The sequence below is a fragment of the Pseudomonas taiwanensis genome (genome assembly GCF_013393345.1).
GTDB classification, from domain to species: domain Bacteria; phylum Pseudomonadota; class Gammaproteobacteria; order Pseudomonadales; family Pseudomonadaceae; genus Metapseudomonas; species Metapseudomonas resinovorans_C.
The window spans coordinates 178,398-198,076 of the sequence record NZ_QJRF01000069.1 but is presented as its reverse complement, the minus strand read 5'-3'; the positions used below and the strand labels follow the sequence as shown (position 1 = coordinate 198,076).

18 protein-coding genes are annotated in these 19,679 nt (G+C 64.2%); 11 read left to right on the top strand and 7 right to left on the bottom strand.

Features of this window, described 5'->3' with window-relative positions:
• Window positions 1-52: 52 nt before the first annotated feature.
• The gene (locus DM872_RS21645; RefSeq protein ID WP_179061364.1) at window positions 53-463 is read right to left on the bottom strand and encodes an acyl-CoA thioesterase; all 411 of its coding nucleotides are present in this window, start codon (window positions 461-463) and stop codon (window positions 53-55) included.
• Between the two features lie 272 nt (window positions 464-735).
• Here DM872_RS21645 and DM872_RS21640 point away from each other — a divergent pair, with 272 nt between their 5' ends.
• A complete protein-coding gene (locus tag DM872_RS21640; protein WP_179061363.1) occupies window positions 736-2,025 on the top strand; it encodes an MFS transporter in 1,290 nt (429 codons plus the stop codon).
• A 212-nt stretch (window positions 2,026-2,237) separates the two neighbouring features.
• On the opposite strand, the gene DM872_RS21635 is transcribed toward DM872_RS21640, so the two are convergent.
• The gene (locus DM872_RS21635) at window positions 2,238-3,542 is read right to left on the bottom strand and encodes a PQQ-dependent sugar dehydrogenase (RefSeq protein ID WP_179061362.1); all 1,305 of its coding nucleotides are present in this window, start codon (window positions 3,540-3,542) and stop codon (window positions 2,238-2,240) included.
• Between the two features lie 159 nt (window positions 3,543-3,701).
• Here DM872_RS21635 and DM872_RS21630 point away from each other — a divergent pair, with 159 nt between their 5' ends.
• From DM872_RS21630 to DM872_RS21600, 7 genes are all read left to right on the top strand, one after another.
• Window positions 3,702-4,673, top strand: coding sequence for a phosphate ABC transporter substrate-binding protein PstS family protein (locus DM872_RS21630; RefSeq protein WP_179061361.1), 972 nt, complete (start codon window positions 3,702-3,704; stop codon window positions 4,671-4,673).
• A gap of 518 nt (window positions 4,674-5,191) precedes the next feature.
• Complete coding sequence (locus DM872_RS21625) at window positions 5,192-7,177, top strand: ABC transporter permease subunit (RefSeq protein WP_179061577.1); 1,986 nt, start codon at window positions 5,192-5,194, stop codon at window positions 7,175-7,177.
• A 94-nt stretch (window positions 7,178-7,271) separates the two neighbouring features.
• Window positions 7,272-8,942 carry a phosphate ABC transporter permease PstA gene (gene pstA, locus DM872_RS21620; protein WP_179061360.1) on the top strand — a complete coding sequence of 557 codons (1,671 nt, stop codon included), beginning with the start codon at window positions 7,272-7,274 and terminating at the stop codon, window positions 8,940-8,942.
• Window positions 8,943-9,011: 69 nt separating this feature from the next.
• A complete protein-coding gene (gene pstB, locus DM872_RS21615; protein ID WP_179061359.1) occupies window positions 9,012-9,845 on the top strand; it encodes a phosphate ABC transporter ATP-binding protein PstB in 834 nt (277 codons plus the stop codon).
• A gap of 142 nt (window positions 9,846-9,987) precedes the next feature.
• Entirely contained in the window at window positions 9,988-10,740 is a 753-nt protein-coding gene (gene phoU / locus DM872_RS21610; RefSeq protein ID WP_179061358.1) for a phosphate signaling complex protein PhoU, read from the top strand.
• A gap of 161 nt (window positions 10,741-10,901) precedes the next feature.
• Entirely contained in the window at window positions 10,902-11,813 is a 912-nt protein-coding gene (locus tag DM872_RS21605) for a response regulator (RefSeq protein WP_179061357.1), read from the top strand.
• A gap of 105 nt (window positions 11,814-11,918) precedes the next feature.
• Window positions 11,919-12,815 (top strand): peptidoglycan DD-metalloendopeptidase family protein, encoded by an 897-nt coding sequence (locus tag DM872_RS21600; RefSeq protein ID WP_077527879.1) that lies wholly within the window; start codon window positions 11,919-11,921, stop codon window positions 12,813-12,815.
• Window positions 12,816-13,273: 458 nt separating this feature from the next.
• On the opposite strand, the gene DM872_RS21595 is transcribed toward DM872_RS21600, so the two are convergent.
• The 3 genes from DM872_RS21595 to phoB all read right to left on the bottom strand — a co-directional run bounded on the left by DM872_RS21595 (window position 13,274) and on the right by phoB (window position 16,714).
• Window positions 13,274-14,614 carry a hemolysin family protein gene (locus DM872_RS21595; RefSeq protein ID WP_179061356.1) on the bottom strand — a complete coding sequence of 447 codons (1,341 nt, stop codon included), beginning with the start codon at window positions 14,612-14,614 and terminating at the stop codon, window positions 13,274-13,276.
• Window positions 14,615-14,691: 77 nt separating this feature from the next.
• Window positions 14,692-15,996, bottom strand: coding sequence for a phosphate regulon sensor histidine kinase PhoR (gene phoR, locus DM872_RS21590; protein ID WP_179061355.1), 1,305 nt, complete (start codon window positions 15,994-15,996; stop codon window positions 14,692-14,694).
• A 28-nt stretch (window positions 15,997-16,024) separates the two neighbouring features.
• Window positions 16,025-16,714 (bottom strand): phosphate regulon transcriptional regulator PhoB, encoded by a 690-nt coding sequence (gene phoB, locus DM872_RS21585; protein ID WP_077524848.1) that lies wholly within the window; start codon window positions 16,712-16,714, stop codon window positions 16,025-16,027.
• Window positions 16,715-17,032: 318 nt separating this feature from the next.
• On the opposite strand from phoB, the gene DM872_RS21580 reads away from it, so the two are divergent.
• Window positions 17,033-17,419 carry a COG4315 family predicted lipoprotein gene (locus tag DM872_RS21580; RefSeq protein WP_179061354.1) on the top strand — a complete coding sequence of 129 codons (387 nt, stop codon included), beginning with the start codon at window positions 17,033-17,035 and terminating at the stop codon, window positions 17,417-17,419.
• A 64-nt stretch (window positions 17,420-17,483) separates the two neighbouring features.
• Here DM872_RS21580 and ubiA read toward each other — a convergent pair whose 3' ends face one another.
• Both ubiA and DM872_RS21570 read right to left on the bottom strand, forming a co-directional pair.
• Window positions 17,484-18,326, bottom strand: a complete 843-nt coding sequence (ubiA, locus tag DM872_RS21575) for a 4-hydroxybenzoate octaprenyltransferase (RefSeq protein WP_218649514.1) — start codon at window positions 18,324-18,326, stop codon at window positions 17,484-17,486.
• An 83-nt stretch (window positions 18,327-18,409) separates the two neighbouring features.
• Window positions 18,410-18,964 (bottom strand): chorismate lyase, encoded by a 555-nt coding sequence (locus DM872_RS21570; RefSeq protein ID WP_179061352.1) that lies wholly within the window; start codon window positions 18,962-18,964, stop codon window positions 18,410-18,412.
• 165 nt (window positions 18,965-19,129) lie between these two features.
• Between DM872_RS21570 and DM872_RS21565 the strand changes: the two genes are divergently transcribed.
• Complete coding sequence (locus tag DM872_RS21565; protein ID WP_077524852.1) at window positions 19,130-19,297, top strand: rubredoxin; 168 nt, start codon at window positions 19,130-19,132, stop codon at window positions 19,295-19,297.
• A gap of 153 nt (window positions 19,298-19,450) precedes the next feature.
• Window positions 19,451-19,618, top strand: coding sequence for a rubredoxin (locus DM872_RS21560; protein ID WP_077524853.1), 168 nt, complete (start codon window positions 19,451-19,453; stop codon window positions 19,616-19,618).
• Window positions 19,619-19,679: the final 61 nt, after the last annotated feature.

Genomic DNA, 19,679 nt, shown 5'->3' with positions numbered 1-19,679 from the left:
ACAACCGTTTCATGAAAAAGGGCCGCGATTGCGGCCCTTTCTGTGTTGGCGGTCAGCCCCGACGCGGCGGGACCGGGCGGGTGCGGCCGCTGCCGTCGATGGCGACGAAGACGAACACCGCTTCGGTGACCTTGCGCCATTCGCTGGAAAGCGGATCGTCGCTCCAGACTTCTACCAGCATCTGAATCGAGCTGCGGCCGATTTCCAGGGTCTGGGTATAGAAGGAGAGCTGGGCGCCCACGGCTACCGGAACCAGGAAGGCCATGCGGTCGATGGCCACGGTGGCCACGCGGCCTGCGGCCACCTTGCTGGCCATGGCCGTGCCGGCCAGGTCCATCTGGGAAACCAGCCAGCCACCGTAGATGTCGCCGAAGCCGTTGGTTTCACGCGGGAGCGCGGTGATCTGCAGGGCGAGGTCGCCTTGCGGGGTCAGGTTCTCTTCTTCTTCTTCGATGTCGATCATGCCGGAATAGCCTGTTTCGTGTGTGTGGCGCCAATGCCTGGAAGGGACTTGCCCTTTCCTTCCCTGTGCGCCGCCGACCCACTGCATGCCGACATGCGCTGAACTGCGCGCAGTATATAGCCATGCCATGGCGCCAGACGACCGCTGTAGTGGGTCAGCGGCGGTTTTTTGGCTGAGACTGTGTGCATTTGACGCTTTTTGATATGTTGCGAGGCGATTTTCCGCCCAAGTAGCGGAGAGCGTCCCGCACCCCCAGACGAGAATTCCACCCCATGTCTTCCGTGCTCGCCCCCGAGGCGCCCGCCTCGCGCCCGCTGACCCGCAGCGATTACAAGACCCTGTCGCTTTCGGCCCTCGGCGGCGCCCTCGAGTTCTACGACTTCATCATCTTCGTGTTCTTCGCCGCGGTGGTGGGCAAGTTGTTCTTCCCCGCCGAGATGCCGGAGTGGCTGCGCCAGATGCAGACGTTCGGCATCTTCGCCGCCGGTTACCTGGCGCGGCCGCTGGGCGGCATCGTGATGGCGCACTTCGGTGACCTCCTGGGCCGTAAGCGCATGTTCACCCTGAGCATCTTCCTGATGGCGATCCCGACCCTGGTGATGGGTCTGTTGCCCACCTACGAGCAGATCGGCATCTGGGCGCCCCTGGCGCTGCTATTGATGCGTGTGGTGCAGGGCGCGGCCATTGGTGGCGAAGTTCCGGGCGCCTGGGTGTTCGTTGCCGAGCACGTCCCTGCGCGCCACGTGGGTTACGCCTGCGGCACCCTGACTTCGGGTCTGACCGCCGGCATCCTGCTGGGTTCGCTGATGGCCACCCTGATCAACAGCATCTACACCCCGGCCGAGGTCCTGGATTGGGCCTGGCGCCTGCCGTTCCTCGTGGGCGGGGTGTTCGGCCTGTTCGCCATGTACCTGCGCCGCTGGCTGCACGAGACCCCGGTCTTCGCCGAGATGCAGCAACGCAAGGCGCTGGCGGCGGAGGTACCGCTGAAGACCGTGCTGCGCGAGCACCGCAGTGCCGTGGTGCTGTCCATGCTGCTGACGTGGGTGCTGTCCGCCGGCATCGTGGTCGTGATCCTGATGACCCCGACCCTGCTGCAGACCGTGTACGGCTTCGAGGCCGCCACTGCGCTGAAGGCCAACAGCCTGGCCATCGTGCTGCTGTCTATCGGCTGCGTGCTGTCGGGCGCGATCGCCGACCGCATTGGCGCCGGCCGCACGTTCCTGGTGGGTGGCCTGCTGCTGGCCATCAGTTCCTGGACCTTCTACACCAGCCTCAAGGCTCATCCGGACTGGTTGTTCCCGCTCTACGCCATCACCGGCCTGTTCGTCGGCACCATCGGCGCCGTGCCCTACGTGATGGTCAAGGCATTCCCGCCGGTGGTGCGCTTCTCCGGGCTGTCTTTTTCCTACAACCTGGCCTACGCCATCTTCGGCGGGCTGACGCCCATGGTGGTGTCGATGCTGCTGAAGTGGGACAGCCTTGGCCCCGCCTATTACGTGGCGGCGCTGTGTGGTGTGGCGGTGTTGATCGGGTTGTTCCTGATCGCGAAGAAGCGCTGAGCTTCCTGCTCAGTCTGTAATTCGTAGGATGGGTAGAGCCCGCGAAACCCATCGTTCCGCGGTGATGGGTTTCGCTCCGCTCTACGCCATCCTACAAGAGCTTCACTTCTTCGCCGCACTCACCCGTCAGTCCGTAGGATGGGTAGCGCCCGCGAAACCCATCGTTCCGTGGTGATGGGTTTCGCTCCGCTCTTCGCCATCCTACGAGAGCGTCACTTCTTCGCCGCACTCACCCGCCAGACCTTGTTGCCCACATCGTCGGTCACCAGCAGGGCGCCCTTGCTGTCGAGCTTGACGTCCACCGGGCGGCCCTGGGCGTTGCCTTGCTCGTCGAGGAAACCGGTCAGCACGTCCACCGGCTGGCCGTTGGGCTTGCCGCCCTTGAAGGGCACGTAGATCACCTTGTAGCCACTGCGGGGGTTGCGGTTCCAGGAGCCGTGCTGGCCGACGAACAACCCGTTCTGGAAGGCCGGCAGCTTGCTGCCCTTGGCGAAGGTGATGCCCAGCGAGGCGGTGTGCGGGCCCAGGGCGTAGTCGGGAACCAGGGCCTTGGCCACCAGTTCGGGACGCTGGGGCTGGATGCGCTCGTCCACGTGCTGACCGTAGTAGCTGTAGGGCCAGCCGTAGAAGCCGCCGTCCTTGACCGAGGTGATGTAGTCCGGCACCAGGTCGCTGCCCAGTTCGTCACGTTCGTTCACGGCGGTCCACAGCTTGCCGGTCTGCGGTTCCCAGGCCATGCCGTTGGGATTGCGCAGGCCGGTGGCGAAGAGGCGCTTGTTGCCGCTGGCGCGGTCCAGTTCCCAGATGGCGGCGCGGCCTTCCTCGGATTCCATGCCGTTCTCGCCGATATTGCTGTTGGAGCCCACGGTTATGTAGAGCTTGCGGCCATCACGGCTGGCGATGACGTTCTTCGTCCAGTGGTGATTCAGTCCGGCGGGCAGGTCAGTGACCTTGGTACCCGGATCAGTGATCTCGGTGGCGCCCTTTTCATAGGGGAAGCGCATCAGCGCATCGGCGTTGGCGACATACAGGTCCTTGCCCACCAGCACCATGCCGAAGGGCGAGTAGAGGCCGCTGAGGAAGGTGCTGCGCAGGTCGGCGACGCCATCGCCGTTGATGTCCCGCAGCAGCGAGATGCGATTGGCACTGGGCACCTGGGAACCGGCTTTCTTCATGAACATGCTCGCCACCCGGCTCTTCAGGCTCGGCGGTTTGTCCGTTCCGGGCGCCGCGCTTTCGGCCACCAGCACATCGCCGTTGGGCAGCACGTAGAGCCAGCGCGGGTGCTGCAGACCTTCGGCGAAGGCATTGACCTTCGTGCCCTGGGTGGCCTCTGGCATGGCGCCGTCGGGCCAGCCGGTGGCCGTTGCCACGTGAACGGTGGGGATGAGCGTCTTGTTCGGCGGCGGCAGCTGCGGGTTCGGGCCAGTGCCGTCTTCTACCTGCAAGGTTGCCGTTTCGCCGCATGCGGTGCAGAGGGCCAGAAGGGCGATGGGCAGCAGTGGGTGGGGCTTCATGGATGGGGTCTCCGGACGATTCACGGGTCGTGATTCTTCGTTGGACAGCGGGTGATGGCCTTTCATCCAATTGTCACAATCAATTCATAGAGTGGTCATACGGCCTCTCGATACTGGCCCCCGTTGAATTCACCCCCTCGTCCTGCTTAGGAGCAAGGCATGAAACTGAAGCGTTTGATGGCGGCCCTCACCTTCGTCGCCGCCGGCGTTGCTACCGCCAGCGCGGTTGCTGCCGTTGACCCGTCCATTCCGGCCTACCAGAAGACCACTGGTGTTTCCGGCAACCTTTCCAGCGTTGGCTCCGACACCCTGGCCAACCTGATGACCCTGTGGGCCGAGGCTTACAAGCGCGAATACCCGAACGTGAACATCCAGATCCAGGCCGCCGGTTCCTCGACCGCGCCGCCGGCTCTGACCGAAGGCACCGCCAACCTGGGCCCGATGAGCCGCAAGATGAAAGACGTCGAGCTGCAGGCCTTCGAGCAGAAGTACGGCTACAAGCCGACCGCTGTTCCGGTTGCCGTGGATGCCCTGGCGATCTTCGTGCACAAGGACAACCCGATCAAAGGCCTGACCATGCAGCAGGTCGACGCGATCTTCTCCGCCAACCGCCTGTGCGGTGGCACCGCCAACATCAAGACCTGGGGTGACCTGGGTGTGACTGGCGACCTGGCTTCCAAGCCGATCCAGCTGTTCGGTCGTAACTCGGTATCCGGCACCTACGGCTACTTCAAGGAAGAAGCCCTGTGCAAAGGCGACTTCAAGCCGAACGTGAACGAGCAACCGGGCTCCGCTTCCGTCGTCCAGTCCATCAGCCAGTCCGTCAACGGCATCGGCTACTCGGGCATCGGCTACAAGACTTCCAGCGTGAAGACTGTCGCCCTGGCCAAGAAAGAAGGTGGCGAGTTCGTTGAAGACAACGAGCAGAACGCCCTGAACGGCAGCTACCCGCTGTCCCGCTTCCTCTACGTCTACGTGAACAAGGCGCCGAACAAGCCGCTGGCTCCCCTGGAAGCCGAGTTCGTGAAGATGGTCCTGTCCAAGCAGGGTCAGGAAGTCGTGGTCAAGGACGGTTACATCCCGGTCCCGGCCAAGGTTGCCGAGAAAGCGCTGAAAGATCTGGGCCTGTAATCCAGGCCGGATAAGGGAGCGGCCGCCTCATGCGTGCCGCTCCGCAAGGACGCAAAGGGCGACGGGAGACCCCCGTCGCAGAAGCCCGCCCGAGGACTCCTCCGGGTGGGCTTCGCCACGTCAACTCGCTGTAATCTTTCTGTCACACGAAGCCCGTAGTCTGTGCCCCCATCGTAAAAGCCTGTGCGCGCTGACTGTGGCAAGAGCCCGAATCCATGACTGACCTGGCCAACTCCCTGAATACTCCGAAGAACCCGCCCGCCCGCATCGACTTCAATACGCCTGCGCTGGTGCGCAAGCGCAAGATGCGCGCGCTGAAGGATCGCCTGACCCGCTGGTACGTGCTGGTGGGCGGTCTCGCCGTTCTGGGCGCCATTACTCTGATCTTCTTCTACCTGGCCTATGTGGTGCTGCCGCTGTTCAAGGGCGCGGAACTGACCGCGCGCAAGGAGCAGAGCCCCGCCTGGCTCCAGCAGGATGCCGGCAAGCCCCTGTTGCTGGCCCTGGAAGAGCAGAACATGGTCGGCATGCGCGTTTCCGACAAGGGTGAGGTGCAGTTCTTCTCGAGCAAGGACGGCAGCGCGCTCAAGCGCCAGCAACTGCCACTGCCGGCGGGCGCCAGCGTGGTCTCCATCGGCCAGGACCAGCCGGGCAGCCCGCTGGTGGTCCTGGGCCTGTCCAATGGCCAGGCGCTGATCTTCAAGCACAGCTACAAGATCACCTACCCGGACAACCACAAGACCATCGAGCCGCAGGTCAGCTTCCCCTACGGCGAAACCCCCATGGCGCTGGATGCCGAGGGTCGCGCGCTCGAACACGTCGCCCTCAGCATCAATGACGAGACCCTGGTACTGGCCGGCTCCACCGGCAACCAGCTGCACGTACAGCAAGTGGTCAGCGAAGAGAACATGCTGACCGGCGAGACCACCCAGGAGCAGAGCAACGTCGAGCTGCCGCAGATGGTCGAGCCGATCAAGGCGATCTACATCGACCCGCGCCACCAGTGGCTCTATGTGCTAAACGGTCGTGCCCAGGCCGACGTCTTCAGCCTGCGCGAGCACGCCCTGAACGGCCGCTACAAGCTGCTGGAAGACGGCGAACGCGAGGTTACCGCCAGCAACATGCTGCTGGGCGGCATTTCCCTGATGGTGGGAGATTCCAAGGGCGGCATCGCCCAGTGGTTCATGGCCCGTGACCCGGACGGCTCGTCGCGCCTGAAGCACATCCGTGACTTCCAGTTGGGCACCAGCCCGGTGGTGCAGATCAGTGCCGAAGAACGCCGCAAGGGCTTCGTCGCCCTCGACGCCAGCGGCCACCTCGGCGTGTTCCACAGCACCGCTCACCGCACCCTGCTGGTGGAACCGGTTGCCGACAGCTCCGGCATGCTCGCCCTGTCGCCGCGCGCCAACCGCATCGTGGTCGAAGAAGGCGGCAAGCTGCTGCCGTTCCGTCTCAGCAACCCGCACCCGGAAGTCTCCTGGAGCGCGTTGTGGAGCAAGGTCTGGTACGAGAGCTACGACGAACCTAAGTACGTCTGGCAGTCGACCGCGGCCAACACCGACTTCGAACCCAAGCTGAGCCTGGCGCCGCTGACCTGGGGCACCCTCAAGGCCGCCTTCTACGCCATGCTGCTGGCCGCCCCGCTGGCCATCGCCGCTGCGATCTACACCGCCTACTTCATGGCGCCGTCCATGCGCCGCAAGGTCAAGCCGGTGATCGAGCTGATGGAAGCGCTGCCGACGGTGATCCTCGGCTTCTTCGCCGGCCTGTTCCTGGCGCCCTACGTGGAAGGCCACCTGCCGGGCATCTTCAGCCTGCTGCTGCTGACGCCGATCGGCATCCTGCTGGCCGGCTTCATCTGGAGCCGCTTGCCGGAGTCCATCCGCCTGCGCGTGCCGGATGGCTGGGAAGCGGCCATCCTGATCCCGGTCGTAGGCCTCACCGCCTGGTTCGCCCTGGGCATGAGCCCGCTGCTGGAAAACTGGTTCTTCGGCGGTGACATGCGCCTGTGGATCAGCAATGACCTGGGCATCACCTACGACCAGCGCAACGCCCTGATCGTCGGCCTGGCCATGGGCTTCGCGGTGATCCCGAACATCTTCTCCATCGCCGAAGACGCCGTGTTCAGCGTGCCCCGCAGCCTGACCTACGGCTCCCTGGCCCTGGGCGCCACGCCTTGGCAGACCATGACCCGCGTCGTGCTGCTGACCGCCAGCCCCGGCATCTTCTCCGCCCTGATGATCGGCCTCGGCCGCGCCGTGGGCGAGACCATGATCGTGCTGATGGCCACCGGCAACACCCCGGTGATGGAAGTGAACATCTTCGAAGGCATGCGCACCCTGGCCGCCAACGTGGCCGTGGAAATGCCGGAGTCGGAAGTCGGCGGCAGCCACTACCGCGTGCTGTTCCTTTCGGCGCTGGTGCTGCTGACCTTCACCTTCGTCATGAACACCCTGGCCGAGCTGATCCGTCAGCGCCTGCGCAAGAAATACGCCTCTCTGTAAGAGCGCGGCCCCTCTCTCCGGAGAGGGGCGACAAACACGAAACCTCCGGCCCCTGGGCGGGAGGAACTGAAAGACTCAAGCGGTGGAGAAATCCGTGAAAAAGGTTTCCCTTAGAGACTGGTTCAAAAGTGGCGCACCGGGCGTCTGGATAAGCGGTGGCGCGGTTTCCATCGCGGTCATCATGACCATTGGCCTGCTCTCGGTGATCGCCGTGCGTGGCCTCGCCCACTTCTGGCCGGCCGATCTGGTGGAGGCGCAGTACTCCGTACCGGGCCAGGCAGCCAAGCCGGTGATCGGCGAAGCGGTGCAGATCGAGGAAGTTTCCCGAGCGCGCCTGCAAGGTGCTGGCCTGCCGGTGCCGGAGAGCGGCCCGGAGTTCATGACCCGCGAACTGCTCAAGGTGGGCAACCGTGACGTCTACGGCAGCGACTTCACCTGGGTCGTCGGTGACTGGCTGCTGGACCAGAAGTACCCGACTGAGCTGGTGGCGCTGGAGCGCCGCGAGTGGGGCAACTTCTACGGCCGTGTCGTATCGGTGAAGGAAAACGGCAAGGTGGTGGCCGAAGGCGAGGCCGCGATGGCCGAGCTGGTGAAGCGCCTGGAACGCGTGAATGCCCTCTACGACAAGCTCTACCAGCTTGAGAAAAAGGACATCGGCGGCATCAACCACGGCCTGGAGCGCCTGCGCCTGCAGACCCGCAAGCTGGAGCTGAACGATGCCCTGACCGCCGAGGCGCAGGCCGACATCGCCGCCCAGCGCGCAGAGCTTGAGCAGCGTTACAAAGGCCTGGAAGAGCAGCTGATGGGCCTGCACCAGGAGTTCAACCGCGACAGCGTCGTGGTTCGTGAAGCCGGTGGCCAGGAACAGGAAATCAGCCTCGGCAACGTGGTCCATGCCTACCAGCCCAACGCCATGGGCGTGGGCGCCAAACTCGGCTTCTATTTCGCCAAGCTCTGGGAATTCCTCGCCGACGACCCGCGTGAAGCCAACACCGAAGGCGGTATCTTCCCGGCCATCTTCGGCACCGTGATGATGACCCTGATCATGGCCGTGATCGTCACCCCCTTCGGTGTGATCGCCGCCATCTACCTGCGCGAGTATGCCAAGCAGGGCCCGCTGACCCGTGTCATCCGCATCGCGGTGAACAACCTGGCGGGCGTTCCGGCGATCGTCTACGGCGTGTTCGGCCTGGGCTTCTTCGTCTATGTACTGGGTGGCTCCCTGGACCGCCTGTTCTTCCCCGAATCCGCTCCGGCGCCGACCTTCGGCACCCCGGGCCTGCTCTGGGCGTCTCTGACCCTGGCGATCCTGGCCGTGCCGGTGGTGATCGTTGCCACCGAGGAAGGCCTGGCGCGTATCCCGCGTGCGGTGCGTGAGGGCTCCCTGGCCCTGGGTGCGACCAAGGCCGAAACCCTGTGGAAGGTGGTCCTGCCCATGGCCAGCCCAGCCATGATGACCGGCCTGATCCTCGCCGTGGCCCGTGCCGCGGGTGAAGTGGCGCCGCTGATGCTGGTGGGTGTGGTGAAACTGGCGCCGAGCCTGCCGGTGGACGGCAACTACCCGTACCTGCACCTGGACCAGAAGATCATGCACCTGGGCTTCCATATCTATGACGTCGGCTTCCAGAGCCCGAACGTCGAGGCCGCGCGGCCGCTGGTGTACGCCACTGCGCTGCTGCTGGTACTGGTGATCGCCCTGCTGAACTTCTCGGCCGTCGCCATCCGTAACCACCTGCGCGAGAAATACAAGGCGCTGGACAGCTGATCGTCCGCCGCGAACCGCATTGCCTGAGGCTTACAGCTTGTAGCTCGAAGCTACGAACGGAGTGAACACATGCAACACGAAACCCACAGCCACGGCGTCAACATTTCCGCCCTTGGCCGCGACAAGCAGAACCTGCGCCTGGACAAGGAGACCGTCGCCCTCGAAGTGCCCGGCCTCTCCCTGTTCTACGGCGAGAAGCAGGCGCTGCACGACGTCAGCATGAACATCCCGAAGCAGCGCGTGACCGCTTTCATCGGCCCGTCCGGTTGCGGCAAGTCGACCCTGCTGCGCTGCTTCAACCGCATGAACGACCTGGTGGACGGTTGCCGCGTCGCAGGTGAGATCCGTCTCGACGGCACCAACATCTACCGCAAGGGCGAAGATGTCGCCGAGCTGCGTCGCCGCGTGGGCATGGTGTTCCAGAAGCCGAACCCGTTCCCCAAGAGCATCTACGAGAACGTGGTGTACGGTCTGCGCATCCAGGGCATCAACAAGAAGCGCGTGCTGGACGAAGCCGTGGAATGGGCGCTGAAGGGCGCCGCGCTGTGGGACGAGGTGAAAGACCGCCTGCACGAATCCGCACTCGGCCTGTCCGGTGGTCAGCAGCAGCGTCTGGTGATCGCCCGTACCATCGCCGTGGAACCCGAGGTACTGCTGCTCGACGAACCCTGCTCGGCCCTGGACCCGATCTCCACCCTGAAAGTGGAAGAGCTGATCTATGAGCTCAAGAGCAAGTACACCATCGTCATCGTGACCCACAACATGCAGCAGGCGGCGCGCGTTTCCGACTACACCGCGTTCATGTACATGGGCAAGCTGATCGAGTTCGGCGATACCGATACCCTGTTCACCAACCCGGAAAAGAAGCAGACCGAGGACTACATCACCGGTCGCTATGGCTAGTGGCCACCCCCAATCGCACTGGACTGCGTCGGCGAAGCTTGCCGTACTACTCGTACTGTCTTCGCTTCGCCTCCTTGCCCAGCACGATTGGTTGAAGGCCACTACTACCAGGAAAAGAATTCTGCTCAACAAGGGTTAGAAAATGATCGACAAAGACAGCCTCACCCATCACATCTCCCAGCAGTTCAACGCCGAACTGGAGGAAGTGCGCAGCCACCTCCTGGCGATGGGTGGCCTGGTCGAAAAGCAGGTCAATGACGCGGTCACTGCGCTGATCGACGCCGACTCCGGCCTTGCCCAGCAAGTGCGCGAGATCGATGACCAGATCAACCAGATGGAACGCAACATCGACGAAGAGTGCGTGCGCATCCTCGCCCGTCGCCAGCCGGCGGCCTCCGACCTGCGCCTGATCATCAGCATCTCCAAGTCGGTGATCGACCTCGAGCGCATCGGCGACGAAGCGTCGAAGATCGCTCGTCGCGCCATCCAGCTGTGCGAAGAGGGTGTGGCCCCGCGCGGCTACGTCGAGGTGCGTCACATCGGCGACCAGGTGCGCAAGATGGTCCAGGAAGCCTTGGATGCCTTCGCCCGTTTCGACGCCGATCTGGCTCTGTCGGTGGCCCAGTACGACAAGAACATCGACCGCGAATACAAGACCGCCCTGCGTGAGCTGGTCACCTACATGATGGAAGACCCGCGCGCCATCAGCCGCGTGCTCAACGTCATCTGGGCCCTGCGTTCCCTGGAGCGTATCGGTGACCACGCGCGCAACATTTCCGAACTGGTAATCTACCTGGTGCGCGGCACCGACGTACGTCACCTGGGCCTGGCGCGCATGGCCGAGGAAGTGAAGGGCAATGGCGCCGGTACTGGCGAGGCCGCTCCGAAGAACTGATCCTGTCGCCTGTGCCAGGAACGCCCGGCTTCGTGCCGGGCGTTTTGCTTTCCCGCCGTGCAAGTGACCCGTCGGTCGCTGGCAGGCGGCGGGTCGCAAACAGGCTTGGCAATTGGCTATCAGCCAAGGCTATTCTTAGCCCCGATTCCAAGGAGTAGTCGATGGGCAAGGTCAATGTGCTGGTGGTGGACGATGCGTCCTTTATTCGCGACCTGGTGAAGAAAGGACTGCGCGACAACTTTCCCGGCACCCAGATCGAAGAAGCGATCAATGGGCGCAAGGCCCAGCAGATGCTCGCCCGCACGACAATCGACCTGATCCTCTGCGACTGGGAAATGCCCGAGATGTCGGGCCTTGAACTGCTCACCTGGTGCCGCGAGCAGGACCACCTGAAGGCCACGCCTTTCATCATGGTCACCAGCCGCGGCGACAAGGAAAACGTCATCCAGGCCATCCAGGCCGGCGTTACCGACTACATCGGCAAGCCCTTCTCCAATGATCAGCTGGTCACCAAGGTGAAGCGGGCCCTGAGCCGCAGCGGCAAGCTCGAGGCGCTGATGTCCAGCGCGCCGGTCAAGCTGCCCAACGCCGGCGGTTTCGCCAACGATTCCCTGGCCGCCCTCACCGGCGGCAAGGCCGAGGTGGTCCGCCCGGCTGCCGCGCCGGCAGCGGCTGCGCCCGTGGCCAAGCCCGCCGTGCCGGCACCGTCGGCCAAGTCCGCTGCCCAGGCGCCTGGCGGGCGCGGACAGGCCCAGCTGCGCCTGCCGGCTGGTGTGCTGGCCTGCGTGATCAAGGCCCTCAGCCTGAAGGACGCGCAACTCGTCGTGCGCGCCGGCGATCCGCTGCCGCAGGTTCTGGAAAGCGCAGTGCTCGACCTGGAGCAGGGCGAGGGCGGCGAAGTGGCGCGACTCAATGGCTACCTGCACTCGGTCGCAGCGCTGGAGCCCAAGCCCGATAGCGAATGGCTGCTGCTGACTTTCCGCTTCGTCGACCGCGATCCGCAGAAACTCGATTACCTGTCCCGCCTGATCGCTCGCGGCACCGCCCAAAAGCATTTCGTCCCTGGTGCCTGACCGTCCAGCCAACCCCGTCACAGCCCGACGGGCAACGTCTCGCCCGGCGAGATTCGCGCTGCTAATCTTCGGCAACACGGAGCACAGAAGAACAAACGGGCGGACATGCTGGGGCGATTCCTTTCTCTAGTGCTGCTGCTGGGCGCAAGCCTGCCTGCGGCGGCATTGACCATCTACAAGTACACCGACGCCAACGGTGTGGTGACCTACACCGACAAGGCCGTGTCCGGTGCCCAGGTGTTCGTCTTCCGCGATCGCATGGTGGAGCGCCTCGACCTGTCGGTGAAGCTGGAAACCAAAAAACACGCAGCAGGCGAAACCCTGGTGCTGCGCAATGAGCTGTTCGCGCCGGTGGAAGTGGAGTTGCGCATCGACCAGGCCGACAACGTCTCCGGTGCCCCGGACCAGCCGATACGCTGGGTGCTGGCGCCGCGCAGCAGCATGCGCATGGCCACCCTGGCACCGGCTGATCCGAGCCGACCCATGCGCTACAAGCCCAAATTGCGTTACGCCATGGGCGACCCGCGCGTGCAGCCGGTGGTGTATCGCTACCCGCTGCCCTGGCAGGGCGGCCCCTTCCGCCTGACCCAGGGTGCCAATGGCCGCTACAGCCATTTCACCCCCAAGGGGCGCTATGCCCTGGATATCGCGATGCCCGAAGGCACGCCTATCGTCGCGGCGCGGCCGGGAATGGTGGTGAAGATCGAGAACGACCAGAGCGGCCGGGGCAACAACCCGTCCGGCAACTTCGTGCGCATCCTGCATGACGACGGCACCATGGGCGTCTACCTGCACCTGATGCGGGGTTCGGTGCAGGTGCGCGAAGGTCAGGCGGTGTCCATTGGCGAACGCATCGCCCGCTCCGGCAACACCGGCAACAGCACCGGCCCGCACCTGCACTTCGTCATCCAGCGCAATCTGGGCCTGGCGTTGGAGTCCATCCCATTCGATTTCGCCCAGCCGGTGGATACGCTGCCGAACTTCGCGGTGGGCGGGGAGTAAGGATTCGGATTGGCGTAGGTTGTGGCTGAGCTACGCGAAGCCCAACATCGCGCTCCACCGGATACACCGTCGTTGGGCTTCGCTGCGCTCTGCCCAACCTACAAGTACCTAGTCAGTTTCGCGCAGCCGGTGGTCACCGTAGGTTGTGGCTGAGCTACGCGAAGCCCAGCATCGCGCTCCACCGGATACACCGTCGTTGGGCTTCGCTGCGCTCTGCCCAACCTACAAGTACCTAGTCGGTTTCGCGCAGCCGGTGGTCACCGTAGGTTGTGGCTGAGCTACGCGAAGCCCAACATCGCGCTCCACCGGATACACCGTCGTTGGGCTTCGCTGCGCTCTGCCCAACCTACAAGTACCTAGTCGGTTTCGCGCAGCCGGTGGTCACCGTAGGTTGTGGCTGAGCTATGCGAAGCCCAACATCGCAGTCCACCGGACACACCGTTGTTGTACGAGTGTGCTCAGTCGAGCTTGAGCACCTTGGCGAGGACGATCTTCGGGCCTTTCATCTTCTTCACGATGATGCGCAGGCCGTCGGTTTCCAGCACTTCTTCCTCTTCCGGCACGCGGTTCAGGCTTTCGTAGATCAGGCCGGCGAGGGTGTCGGCTTCCACGTGATCGAGATCGATGCCGAGCAGGCGTTCCACCTTGAACAGCGGAGTGTCGCCGCGCACCAGCAGCTTGCCCGGCTGGTAGGCCAGCACGCCGCGTTCGGTCTTGCGGTGTTCGTCCTGGATATCGCCGACCAGCACTTCCAGCACGTCTTCCATGGTCAGGAAGCCCACCACCTTGCCGTCGGCCTCCTCGACCACGGCGAAGTGCGCGCCGCCCTGGCGGAACTGCTCCAGCAGGCGCGACAGCGGCATGTGCTTGGTGACGCGTTCCAGCGGATGGGTGAGTTCGGCGAGGTCGAAGCTTTCCGGCAGGCTGTCCAGCGCTGACAACGCCAACAGCAGGTCCTTGATGTGCAGGACGCCGATGAACTCGCCTTTCTGGTCGTCGTGCACCGGGTAGCGGCTGTACTTGTGGCGGCGGATCACGCTGAGGATGTCCGCCAGCGGTGCGTCGTGCTCAAGGAATATCAGGTCTTCGCGGGAGTTGGCCCAGTCCACCACTTCCAGTTCACCCAGCTCCACGGCCGAGGCCAGTACGCGCATGTCCTGGTCGCTGGGGTCGCGGGCGCGGCTGGAGTGCAGGATCAGTTTCAGCTCGTCGCGGCTGTAGTGATGCTCGTGGTGCGGGCCGGGCTCGCCTTGCCCTGCGATGCGCAGGATGGTGTTGGCGCTGGCATTGAGTAGCCAGATGGCCGGGTACATCAGCCAGTAGAAGAGGTAGAGCGGTACGGCGGTCCACAGCGACAGCAGCTCCGGCTTGCGGATGGCCCAGGATTTGGGCGCGAGCTCGCCGACCACAATGTGCAGGTACGAAATGATGAAGAAGGCGGTGAAGAAGGCGATGCCGTGGAGCAGCTTCGGCGAATCGATGCCGGCGTACTCCAGCACCGGACCGAGCAGGTGGGCGAAGGCCGGTTCACCGACCCAGCCGAGGCCCAGCGAAGCCAGGGTGATGCCCAACTGACAGGCCGACAGGTAGGCGTCCAGCTGGTTGTGTACGGTGCGCAGGATGCGACCCCGCCAGCCGTGCTTGTCGGCGATGGATTCGACGCGGGTGGAGCGCAGCTTGACCATGGCGAATTCGGCGGCAACGAAGAAGCCGTTGAGCACCACGAGGAAAAGCGCAAAGAGAATCAGGCCGAAATCGGCGAAGTAACTGAGGAAGTTACTACTAGGGGAAGGGTCCATGGAGGGCTTTTGCTGACGAAGGAACGGCTAAGGTTGAATGCTGCACCCCGAGTTTGCAAGTCGGGGTGCCTGGGCATTCAGCTGCGCCGGACCACCTGGCTGCTGGGGAAATGGCAGGTGAAGGTACTGCCGTGGTTGAGCACCGAGCTGATGTCGAGGCGGCCGCGATGGCGGATCAGCACATGCTTGACGATAGCCAGGCCCAGGCCGGTGCCCCCGGTGCTGCTGTTGCGGCTGGAGTCGACGCGGTAGAAGCGTTCGGTCAGGCGCGGCAGGTGCTTGGTCTCGATGCCGATGCCGCTGTCCTGCACGGAAAGGTGCGCGGCGGCTTCGTCGCCCCACCAGCGGATGCGGATCTCACCTTCGTCGGGTGTGTACTTCACCGCGTTGAACACCAGGTTGGAGAAGGCGCTGCGCAGTTCCGCCTCGCTGCCGCGGAGCTTGTAGTTGTGGTCGGCTTCCAGGCTGATGCGGTGGTGGCGGTTGCCGGACAGGGCAATGGCGTCGGCCTTGATCTGCAGCAGCATCAGGTCCACCGCCACCGGCTGGTTGTCCGAGGGGTAGTCGGTGGCTTCCAGCTTGGCCAGCAGCAGCAGGTCGTTGAGCAGGTTCTGCATGCGCTTGCCCTGCTGGCTCATCTGCTGCAGCGCGCGGGTCCAGCGCGGGTTCACGTCTTCGACGTTGTCCAGCAGGGTTTCCAGGTAGCCGGCGATCACCGTCAGCGGTGTACGCAGCTCGTGGGAGACGTTGGCGACGAAGTCCTTGCGCATCTGCTCCAGCTGGTGGAGACGGGTGACGTCGCGCACCAGCATCAGGTGCTCGCTGTTGCCGTACTTGGTGATGTGGAACTGCAGGCGCAGGCGGTCATTGACCGGAGAGGGCAGGTCCAGGGGTTCGTTGTACTTGCCCTGCTCGAAATATTCCTTGAAGCGCGGATGGCGGATCAGGTTGGTCGCCGGCTGGCCGCTGTCCTGGGGCGTCTTCAGGCCCAGCAGGGTTTCCGCGGCGCGGTTCCACCAGTCGAGGTTGCCGTCGCTGTCGAGCATCACCACGGCGTCTTTCAGGGCGGCGGTGGACTCCTGCACGCGGTCGATCACCGCCTGCAGACGGCCACGCACGCGCTGGTCACGGCGCTGGAGGTGGTAGATGCTGTCGAACACCTCGCCCCACAAGCCGTAGCCGTCCGGCGGCGGTTCATCGGGCCTGTGTTCCTTGAGCCATTTGTACAGGCGCAGCAGTTGCGCCAGGGTCCAGCCGAGGTAGGCGCCAAGGCCGACTACCAGGGCCCAGGCATAGTGGCCGGTGACCAGCCCCACCAGCAGGCAGGCACCGATCAGCAGAAGCAGGCGGCGGATAACGACGCCGCGCCAGTCTTGATTCACCTATCGCGTCCTTGTGGGGAGGGCGGGTTCAGCTTTTCGTGGAGAAACGATAGCCGGTGCCGCGAACGGTCTGAACCAGATTTTCGTATACCTCGCCGAGGGCCTTGCGCAGGCGCCGGATGTGCACGTCGACGGTGCGCTCCTCGACGTAGACGTTGCCGCCCCATACCTGGTCCAGCAGCTGGCCACGGGTATAGGCGCGCTCCTGGTGGGTCATGAAGAACTGCAGCAGACGGTATTCGGTGGGGCCCATCTCGGCAGGTTTGCCGTCGATGGTCACGCGGTGGCTGATCGGGTCCAGCAGAAGGCCGCCGATGGCGATCGGCGCTTCGCTGTCGCTGGGGCCGGCACGGCGCAGCACGGCCTTCAGGCGGGCCACCAGCTCACGCGGGGAGAAGGGCTTGGTGATGTAGTCGTCAGCGCCGACTTCCAGGCCCTGGATCTTGTTGTCCTCTTCGCCCTTGGCCGTGAGCATGATGATCGGGATATCGCTGGTCAGGTCGTCGCGCTTGAGGCGGCGAGCCAGCTCGATGCCGGACGTGCCGGGCAGCATCCAGTCGAGGAGGATCAGATCGGGTTTGCGATCGACGATGACGGCGTGCGCCTGCTGGGTGTTTTCGGCTTCCAGGCAGTCGTAGCCGGCCATCTCCAGGGCGACGGCGATCATCTCGCGGATCGGCGCTTCGTCGTCGACTATCAGGATGTTCTTGCCAACCATGTTCAAGCCTCAAGAAAGGTCGCGTGTTTGACTGATTGCGCCGCATTAGATAACGGAATTATTGCAGGGATGTGACACGTGAATGTTAGGACCTTGCAGACCCCTTGCCGATCCACCAATTGCATGGAACTCGGTCGAATCGGCCTCGTCTATTCTGATTGAGGCCGCCCCAAACCTGGGACGGCCTGGAGCCTGGCACAGGACCCCATCGCCCTGATGGGTGTTCGTGGCTCCTTCTGTCCTGTGCTGCTGTGACCTCAAGCCGTGATCCAGCCGCCGCCAGGCTTTCGCTGTTCATTCCGAGGAGAGGCTAGAAAAATGAGAAGAATGTTCCCCCGAGTCGTTCCGCTGCTTGCTGGCGCACTGCTGAGCTGGCCCCTGTTGGGCCTGGCGGCCGAGCCGGCGATGGAGAAGGACGGCATGCTGGTGGATGCCAAGGGCATGACGCTTTACACCTACGACAAGGACTCAGACGGCAAGTCCGCCTGCAACGGCCAGTGCGCAGACAACTGGCCGCCGTTGATGGCCGATGCCAGCGCCAAGGCCGATGGCGAGTGGAGCGTGGTCAAGCGCGACGACGGCTCCATGCAGTGGGCGTACGACGGCAAGCCGCTGTACACCTTTGTCATGGACAAGAAAGCCGGAGATGTCACCGGCGACGGCAAGATGGGGGTCTGGCACGTCGCCAAGCCCGAAGCTTACTAGTCGGCTGGAAAACTACCTGCGTTCTGCAGCCGGTCAGTTGAACAGGTGACCTGCGCGCTGCGCCTCAGCGCAGCGCGTAGTCGGCGACGATGCCGGCAAAGATGGCCAGGCCCGCCCAGTGGTTGTGCAGGAAGGCCTTGAAGCAGGCCTGTGGATCACGGGTGCGGGTGCTGTAGAACTCCCAGGCGAAGCACGCGGCCGCCACCATCAGCCCCACGTAGAAACTTGCCCCCAGTTCGAAGCGGTTCCCCGCAAGTACCAGGCAGAACAGTGCCAGGCCCTGCAGCGTGGCGATGATCAGGCGATCGGCGTCGCCGAAGAGGATCGCGGTGGATTTGACCCCGATCTTCAGGTCGTCCTCGCGATCGGTCATGGCGTAATAGGTGTCGTAGGCCACGGTCCACAGCAGGTTGGCGATGTACAGCAGCCAGGCTGCCGCCGGCAGCTCGCCGGTCTCGGCGGTGAAGGCCATCGGCATGCCCCAGGAGAAGGCCGCGCCCAGCACCACCTGTGGGTAGAAGGTGTAGCGCTTCATGAAGGGGTAGCAGGCGGCCAGTGCCAGGCCGCCGAATGATAGCCAGATGGTCGTGGCATTGGTGAACAGCACCAATACGAAGCTGATGGCCACCAGAACGGCGAAGAACACCAGCGCTTCCCGTGGCGTGATCCGGCCGCTGGCCATGGGGCGCGCCCGGGTGCGGGTGACGTGGCCGTCGAAGTTGCGGTCCGCGTAGTCGTTGATCACGCAGCCGGCGGCGCGCATCAGGTTCACGCCGAGGACGAAGATCACCAGGTTGGCCACGCTGGGGCTGCCCTCACCGGCAATCCACAGGGCCCAGAGCGTGGGCCAGAGCAGCAGGTAGATTCCGATGGGCTTGTCCAGCCGGGTCAGCTGGATGAAATCCATGGCGCGGGGGTGCAGGCGGTTCAGCGATTGCAGCAGGGTCAGGTACACAGGTGGCTCTCCGGCTCTCCCGTCGAAGCGCCGGATTATAAGGCCTCGATGCCTGCCTGGCGCCACAGGGCAGGGAGGAAGATCTCCGCCACCAGCACCCCCAGTGCGCCCCGCGAAAAACAGGATCGGCGGCCCCACAGGCGTTCGGCGCGCACGGCCACCGGCAGCAGGGCGGCGGGATACCGGGTGACTTCGATGGCGCCGCGGTCGAAGGCGCGGTCGCTGAACAGCAGCTCGCCGAGAGAGCGGCTGCCGAGCTGATGCAGGTCCAGTCCGGAGCCTTCCAGGGCAGCGCGGGCCGCCACGCTGCGGGCGAACACCCAGATCTCGCCGTGGCCGCGCAGGTACACTTCGCGCACCCAGCCCTGGCTGCCGGCGGGAATGCCCAGGGCAGCGCATTCGTCGGTGCGAAGGGTCTGCCAGCCTTCTTCCAGCGGCGTGACGCTGAAGGCGTTATCGGAAAGTGCGGTCAGACGGCGGGTCAGTGAGCCCTGGTCGAACAGCCAGTCGCGGACGCTGGCGGCCGGAGCGGGATGGAGCTGGGCGGCGGTGAGCCAGCGGGGCGGATGGACGAGGGCTGCGTGTGGCACGGAAGGGGCTTGGGCGATGGAAGACGGCGCAGATTAGCACGGTCGGTGCCTGTCGGCTGCCTCTTGCCCGGGGGGGGAATAAACCAGTAAAAAGCGCCCCTGAAGTGACCGAAATGCCCGCCAGAGGCTACGGTCCGCGAACGCCTGATTGTGGAGAGCTGAGTGATGAAGAAGTGGCAATGCGTGGTATGTGGCCTGGTCTACGACGAATCCCAGGGCTGGCCGGATGACGGCATCGCCGCCGGCACCCGCTGGGAGGACGTTCCGCAGGACTGGATTTGCCCCGACTGCGGCGTGGGCAAGCTGGATTTCGAGATGATCGAAATCAACTGATCCCGTTTCCGCCTGGAAAAGCCGGCCCCGTGCCGGCTTTTTTGTGTCTGCAGGTTCAGCCTATCCTCTGTCTGGACTGGTCCGGTGACGCTTGGCGGTCGCCGGTCGATTGGAGTAGGTTCAGTACGGCTTTCCGCGCCGGCGGAGGTGGTCATGCGTAAGTGGCAATGCGTTGTCTGCGGTTTCATCTACGACGAAGCCGAGGGGCTGCCTGAAGAGGGCATCGCACCAGGCACACGCTGGGAAGACATTCCGCCGGACTGGGTCTGCCCCGATTGCGGCGTCGGAAAAATCGATTTCGAGATGATCGAGATCGCCTGATCCCGCCATTCAACCCCCATTCAAGCGACGGCCTCGGGGCCGTCGCGTCGTTTCGCGAGCA

Bases quoted from the DNA above. Each gene is read 5' to 3' on its own strand.
- DM872_RS21600 (WP_077527879.1), top strand. From the start codon at position 11,919: ATGCTGGGGCGATTCCTTTCTCTAGTGCTGCTGCTGGGCGCAAGCCTG.
- DM872_RS21580 (WP_179061354.1), top strand. From the start codon at position 17,033: ATGAGAAGAATGTTCCCCCGAGTCGTTCCGCTGCTTGCTGGCGCACTG.
- DM872_RS21625 (WP_179061577.1), top strand. From the start codon at position 5,192: ATGGTCGGCATGCGCGTTTCCGACAAGGGTGAGGTGCAGTTCTTCTCG.
- DM872_RS21565 (WP_077524852.1), top strand. From the start codon at position 19,130: ATGAAGAAGTGGCAATGCGTGGTATGTGGCCTGGTCTACGACGAATCC.
- DM872_RS21640 (WP_179061363.1), top strand. From the start codon at position 736: ATGTCTTCCGTGCTCGCCCCCGAGGCGCCCGCCTCGCGCCCGCTGACC.
- DM872_RS21635 (WP_179061362.1), bottom strand. From the start codon at position 3,542: ATGAAGCCCCACCCACTGCTGCCCATCGCCCTTCTGGCCCTCTGCACC.
- DM872_RS21630 (WP_179061361.1), top strand. From the start codon at position 3,702: ATGAAACTGAAGCGTTTGATGGCGGCCCTCACCTTCGTCGCCGCCGGC.
- phoB (WP_077524848.1), bottom strand. From the start codon at position 16,714: ATGGTTGGCAAGAACATCCTGATAGTCGACGACGAAGCGCCGATCCGC.
- DM872_RS21560 (WP_077524853.1), top strand. From the start codon at position 19,451: ATGCGTAAGTGGCAATGCGTTGTCTGCGGTTTCATCTACGACGAAGCC.
- DM872_RS21605 (WP_179061357.1), top strand. From the start codon at position 10,902: ATGGGCAAGGTCAATGTGCTGGTGGTGGACGATGCGTCCTTTATTCGC.
- DM872_RS21645 (WP_179061364.1), bottom strand. From the start codon at position 463: ATGATCGACATCGAAGAAGAAGAAGAGAACCTGACCCCGCAAGGCGAC.
- ubiA (WP_218649514.1), bottom strand. From the start codon at position 18,326: ATGGATTTCATCCAGCTGACCCGGCTGGACAAGCCCATCGGAATCTAC.
- pstB (WP_179061359.1), top strand. From the start codon at position 9,012: ATGCAACACGAAACCCACAGCCACGGCGTCAACATTTCCGCCCTTGGC.
- DM872_RS21595 (WP_179061356.1), bottom strand. From the start codon at position 14,614: ATGGACCCTTCCCCTAGTAGTAACTTCCTCAGTTACTTCGCCGATTTC.
- phoU (WP_179061358.1), top strand. From the start codon at position 9,988: ATGATCGACAAAGACAGCCTCACCCATCACATCTCCCAGCAGTTCAAC.